Raw genomic sequence first — 6,142 nt, 5'->3', positions numbered from 1 at the left:
CTTGGACGGGCGACGAAGGACGGGTCTTTCCAGGGGAAGACAGTGAATTTCTTTGGTGAACAACTGAGTACGAGTCAAAAGAGGACCTTTGGAATTTTCACAAGCCTGACAGGTAAAGAATCCGTTTAGTATTTCAGGTATATCACTACGTCGTTTTTGAGAAAGTCCCAGGCGGGGTTGTTCCGAAAGTCGAAGGAGAATTCCCTGAAATTAACTATCAGCTTCTCGAGCTCGGAGCGGCTTTTTACTGTTGTCTCGTCGGTGTATATGAAGATCTTGGTTTCGGAGTTGCCGGGAACAATAACAGTTTCGGCGATTTCAAACCTTTCGTTCCTGAGTTCGAGAATCGAGACTTTCATTTCGTTTATTGTTATGTCGGAGGGGCCGAAGATGATCGTGCGGTCTGTGTTGTTTCTTACGTTCATCACGAAAACGGGATAACTTCCGTTCGCAACGACGAACCGGTCTCTATAGAGAGATCTGGAGTGATCGTGCTGGGCAGCCGAACCGTTGGTGTTCATCATCCAGCAAAAGAACACTTCGTCGACCGGATGACAGATGACGGTCACGGTCCCGTCTTTCCGATAGAGATAGGCGCCCCTGCCGATGATGTCGAAAGTATGAACCACACTGGCCAGAGACTGCGGATACAGCGCCATTAACGGACTTATGAGTGAGATCTGTAAAAGCAAGATGAGTATGCGGTTTTGATGTATTTCAGTTCGTCTTCTCATGAGAATATGATACACCGATTTGCAAGATTCGAGCCTGTGGGATGATATTCTCCTGTCAAAGCTGTTTATGATCTTCTATCATGGATTTACTTTCCATTGCTCACCTATAGTTACGATTTCATAACCTTATAATTACAAATGATCCGGTCGGTCGCTATTGTGATACCATCAATACAATTAGCACAATTGGGATTATTCTTTAGGACTTTTTCCACATCATTTCTACCAAAGGGGAGGTGCTTTATGAGAAAGTTGTCTATGCTTCTGCTATTTTCCATCTGTTTCTTCACGGTTTTTGCACTCGCGTCTCAAACGCTGGTGGTCGCCTACATGGGTGATCCTATTTGGTTCAATCCATGCGGCAAAACCGACGACTACGGCGCGGGGATTCACAGAAACATCTTCGATCAGCTAGTTGCGCAGGATGTCAACTACGATCTGGTTCCCCAGCTGGCGACCAGCTGGGAAGTTTCCGAAGACGGCAAAGAGTACACGTTCCACCTGAGAAAGGGTGTCAAGTGGCACGATGGAGAACTCTTCACTTCCAGAGACGTCAAGTATACGCTAGAGTCTATCGTCAACAACAAGGGTGCCGCTTACAACAACGTGTCGATGATTACGGAAGTAGTATGTCTCGACGATTACACCGTCGTGGTCAAGTTGCAGGATCCGTACGCTCCATTCATTCCCTTCCTTGCATGGTACGGAACGCAGATAATGCCGGCCCATCTGTACGAGGGAACTGATTGGAACGACAATCCGGCCAACCAGGCACCCGTTGGTACGGGCCCATTCAAGTTCGTCGAGTGGGTCAAGGGAGACCATGTGACTCTCGAAAAGAACGAGGAGTATTGGGGCGAGGGACCTTACGTAGATAGGCTGATCTTCAAGATCATCCCCGATCCAAACACCGCTCTGCAGGCGTTCCTTAACGGAGAAGCCGATATCAACCAGAACAGGCCGGGTTTCAACACGCTTTCGACCCTCAAGATGAATCCCGAAGTCAACGTTGTGATCAATCCCTCTCCGAGCAGATACTATCTTGGTTTCAACCTCACCGATCCAGCAAGACCGTCGACCAATCTCAAAGTCAGAGAGGCTATCTCCTGCGCGATAAACAAGCAGGCCATCGTCGATAAGGTTCTCGGCGGTTTCGGAGGAATCGGCGAATACTTCTACACGCCGGCCATTCCCTGGGCAATCGATACGAATGTTAAGGCTGCCGTTTACGACCCGGTCAGAGCCGATCAGCTGCTGGACGAAGCCGGTTACCCCAGAGGAAGCGACGGCTGGAGATTTGAGATGGATCTTCTCTACTTCCAGGGCGCCGACTGGACGGACATGGCTGCCGTGATCAAGGAAAACCTGGAAAAAGTCGGCATAAAGGTCAACCTGGGCGAGTACGAGATCGCCACGTGGATCGAGAAGGTATTGAACGCACACAACTACGATATAGCCCTTTTAAATGGATTCCAGGGTCCAGACCCTGAGAACCTGACGCTAAGAGTCGCCACAGACGGTGGTTTGAATATTATGGGCTATTCGAACGAACTCGTCGACTCGAACCTCAAGGAGGCCGCAAAGATCTCGGATATCGAGTTGAGGAAGCCATACTACTACGCAGTTCAAGCGCAGCTGGCGGCCGATGTTCCTTTCGTTCCGCTGGCCGAGGTCTCTTACGTCTACATTTTCAAGACTTACGTCGAAGGACTGGATATACACAATCCGGGAAAGATAGGTACCGGAAGTTACGCGTTGACCAAGCTCAATTTCTAGCAGGCTGAACTTTCAGGGGCGGTCTTCCGCGGTCCGGACGGATCGCCCCGCCTGTTTTTTCTGGAGGTGGTACTTTGTCTTCCTTTGCAAGATATATCATAAGGAGAAGTCTTAGCATTGTTCCGATGGTTCTCATGATCGTGGCTCTAAATTTCTTCATAATCCACCTGGCCCCCGGTAACCCCGCGCAGCTCATCTCCGGTCTCGAACAGCCCTCAGTAGAAGTGGTGAAGGCTCTCGAGAAGCAGTACGGTCTAGACAAGCCGCTCGTGGTCCAGCTGGGTCTGTACTACAAGAATATCTTCCAGGGCGACCTCGGTTATTCTTTCATATACGGTACCAGCGTCAACGGGCTGATAGCGGAAAGGATAGGAGCCACCATTCTGCTCACGGTTTCGGCGGCGGTGATAGCCTTCGCTCTCGGAACGCTGCTCGCGGTCCTTGCAGGTCGAAGAAAGACCAGGATACTGGACTCGATCTTCTCCGTTTTTTCCTACGTGTTCTACGCCATGCCTTCCTTCTGGCTGGCGCTCGTTTTGATACTCCTCTTTTCATCGACCTTCAAGGTGTTTCCGACTTCGGGGATGTTGGACGTCAGGGCCAGTTACGAAGGCTGGGCCAAGCTATGGGACGTCCTGCACCACCTCTTTCTTCCCTGCCTGACCCTTGTCTTGATCCAGATTCCTGTTTTCTTCAGGGTGACAAGATCCTCGATAGACCAGGTCAATCAGGACGAATACATTACGACGTTTACCGCTATTGGTCTTTCGCGGAAGAAGATATTCAGAAAGTACGTTCTCAAGAACGCCATTCTTCCGGGAATCACGATTTTCGGCTTGACCCTCGGCTATTCAATAGCCGGTGCGGCCCTCGTGGAGATCGTCTTTGCGTGGCCTGGGATGGGCAGATTGATGCTGGACGCAGTCTTCAGAAGGGACTACAATCTGTTGCTCGGCATCTATTTAGTGATGGCCATTTGTATCTGCGTTGCCATCCTTCTCACCGATGTGGTTTACGCGTTTGTAGATCCCAGAATAAGGTATCAGTAGAGGGGTTTTGTTATGGTGGTCGAAAATCAGATCTCGTTGAGCAGAAGAGAAAATAAATTACTTAAATACGCGAGGAGTTACTTTTCCAGCGGTAAGGGGATAATAGGGTTCTCGCTGCTGCTTCTCTTTATCTTCATGGCGCTCTTTGCCCCTGTGATCACACCTTACACCCCCGACGAGATGACCGACGACGTTCTTAAACCGCCGTCGGCCGAACACCTCTTCGGAACCGATCACCTGGGAAGGGATATTTACAGCCGCGTCGTGTTTGGCACGAGGATCTCGCTTTCGGTGGGCTTCGTGGCGGCCGGCCTTTCGGCCATAATCGGCGTTTTGATCGGCTCTTTCTCGGGCTTTTACGGAGGAATTACCGACGATGTAGTAAGCAAGATAGTAGATACCTTCCTGATGATTCCGTCCTTCTTTTTGATCCTGATAATCGTCTCGATCTTCGGAAGCAACATACTCTACATAATGTTCGTGATAGGACTGACCACCTGGCCGGGAAACGCCAGGCTCATGAGAGCTCAGGCGCTCTCGATAAGGGAGAGGACCTTCATCATGGTGGCCAGATCGACCGGCGAATCAAGGATCAGAATACTGTTCGGCCACGTTATACCGAACGGCATTTTTCCGGTGATAGCCAACTCGGCGCTCCAGATGGGGGGAGCCATACTTACCGAGGCCTCGCTGAGCTTTCTCGGTCTGGGAGATCCAAACCTCACAAGCTGGGGAAAACTGATCTTTCAGGGAAGACCTTACATGACTTTTGCGCCCTGGATGGTTATCATCCCGGGGATCTTCGTCGTTCTGGCCGTGCTTGCCTTCTCTTTTATAGGCGACGGCCTCCAGTTCACGTTCAATCCCAAAAATAGGAAGGGTGAATGATATGCCTTTGCTTCGGATGGAGAACGTGAATATAAATTACAGATTGAAGAACAGACTGGTGAGGGCCGTGCGCGACTTCACACTGGATATAAACGAGGGTGACATACTTGGGGTGATAGGCGAATCGGGATCTGGGAAGAGCACGCTCGCGCACGGTCTGATGCGCATTCTCCCCGGGAATGGTTACATGGAGGCGTCAACGATCACTCTTGACGGCAGGGATATCCTGAACATGTCCGATAACGAGTTCAGGCAGTTGCGCTGGGTGGAGATGTCCATCGTCTTCCAGAAAGCCATGAGCGCCCTCAGCCCGGTGCACAAGATTTTCGACCAGATGTACGACACCATTCTCGCCCATGAACCCGAGACGAGAAAAGAAGATGCGATCAAGAAGCTAGAAGGGCTGCTGTCGGTCGTCAATCTGCCCCGCAAGACGCTCAATATGTACCCGCACGAACTTAGCGGGGGAATGATGCAGAGGGTTATGATATCTCTGGGCCTTATATTCAACCCGAAATTAGTGATACTGGACGAGGTGACCACTGCGCTGGACGTCATAACCCAGGGTCAGCTTCTGGATGAAATCAAGAGATTGGTAAAAGAGTTTGGCCTGACGGTCATGATGATCACTCACGATATAGGAGTTGTAAACGAGCTCTGCACGAAGATAGCGATCGTCTATGCCGGTGAGCTCCTTGAATATGGCGACGTGAAGGATGTCATCTTCCGGCCCCTCAACCCCTACACCAAGGCACTCGTAGAGTCCCATCCGGATCTAAACCCGCACGGCGGCGGACTCAGAGGTATTCCCGGCACGCTCCCCGATCTTTCGAACCCGCCGGAGGGGTGTATCTTCTACGACAGGTGTACCTACAGGCTGGATCGCTGCAGAGAAGAGAAGCCAGAGTTGAGGGATTTAAACGACAGAAAAGTGAAGTGTTTTAGGGCCGGTGAGTTTAATGGATAAAGAGATTCTGCAAGTCAAGGACCTGGTCAAGTACTTCCCCGTTAGAAAGTTCGGGAAGAAACAGTATGTGAAGGCCGTCGACGGTCTGAACTTCTCGATAAAGGACGGCGAGATATTCGGCGTCCTGGGTGAGAGTGGCTGTGGAAAGACGACGCTCGGGCGAGTGATTAACAGACTGGAACACGAGCAGAGCGGAACGATCGAGTTCATGGGCGAGACGATTTCCGGCAAAGATTACAAGAGGGACCGGAACTTCAGAAGAAAGATGCAGATGATATTTCAGAACCCCTACGACTCCTTCGATCCGCGGGTGATAATATACAAGAGCATGGACCTGCCCATGAAGATAAACGGCATCGAACGCGATGGTAAAAAGAGGCTGGAGAGGATAATCGAGACTATGAACCACGCCAAATTGACACCGGCCGAGAGTCTCCTCACCAGGTACCCGCACGAGTTAAGCGGGGGCCAGCTGCAGAGGATATCCATAATACGGTCGATGCTCCTCAATCCGAAGTTCATAGTCGCCGACGAGTGCGTCTCGATGCTCGATGTTTCTGTCAGGGCTGGCGTTTTGAATTTGCTTCTAACGATTCAAGAAGAACTGAAATCTTCGATGCTTTTCATTACGCATGATATCTCCGTGGCGACTTACATCTCTCAGAGGATCATGGTCCTGTACGCCGGAAAGATCATGGAGATAGGTTCGAGCGAAGATATCCTCAAAA

At 50.7% G+C, this 6,142-nt stretch carries 6 protein-coding genes; 5 read left to right on the top strand and 1 reads right to left on the bottom strand.

What is annotated here, in order from left to right:
- Nucleotides 1–125 precede the first annotated feature (125 nt).
- On the bottom strand, nt 126–734 hold the full coding sequence (locus BG32_RS10750; RefSeq protein WP_147434966.1) for a hypothetical protein: 609 nt from the start codon (nt 732–734) through the stop codon (nt 126–128).
- A 243-nt stretch (nt 735–977) separates the two neighbouring features.
- Between BG32_RS10750 and BG32_RS10745 the strand changes: the two genes are divergently transcribed.
- From BG32_RS10745 to BG32_RS10725, 5 genes are all read left to right on the top strand, one after another.
- Nucleotides 978–2,510, top strand: a complete 1,533-nt coding sequence (locus BG32_RS10745; RefSeq protein ID WP_183084326.1) for an ABC transporter substrate-binding protein — start codon at nt 978–980, stop codon at nt 2,508–2,510.
- 74 nt (nt 2,511–2,584) lie between these two features.
- Nucleotides 2,585–3,559: an ABC transporter permease gene (locus BG32_RS10740; protein WP_220660329.1), complete on the top strand. Its 975-nt coding sequence runs from the start codon at nt 2,585–2,587 to the stop codon at nt 3,557–3,559.
- Between the two features lie 12 nt (nt 3,560–3,571).
- The gene (locus BG32_RS10735) at nt 3,572–4,447 is read left to right on the top strand and encodes an ABC transporter permease (RefSeq protein WP_121526814.1); all 876 of its coding nucleotides are present in this window, start codon (nt 3,572–3,574) and stop codon (nt 4,445–4,447) included.
- A gap of 25 nt (nt 4,448–4,472) precedes the next feature.
- Nucleotides 4,473–5,414: an ABC transporter ATP-binding protein gene (locus tag BG32_RS10730; protein ID WP_220660328.1), complete on the top strand. Its 942-nt coding sequence runs from the start codon at nt 4,473–4,475 to the stop codon at nt 5,412–5,414.
- Nucleotides 5,407–6,142, top strand: a 736-nt coding sequence (locus tag BG32_RS10725; RefSeq protein ID WP_147434965.1) for a dipeptide/oligopeptide/nickel ABC transporter ATP-binding protein, incomplete at its 3' end; no start/stop codon positions are given. The genes BG32_RS10730 and BG32_RS10725, both read left to right, overlap by 8 nt.

This window comes from Mesotoga sp. HF07.pep.5.2.highcov (assembly GCF_003666285.1).
Classification (GTDB): Bacteria; Thermotogota; Thermotogae; order Petrotogales; family Kosmotogaceae; genus Mesotoga; species Mesotoga prima.
The sequence above is the reverse complement of the archived record's forward strand: the minus strand, read 5'-3'. Positions and strand labels throughout refer to the sequence as shown.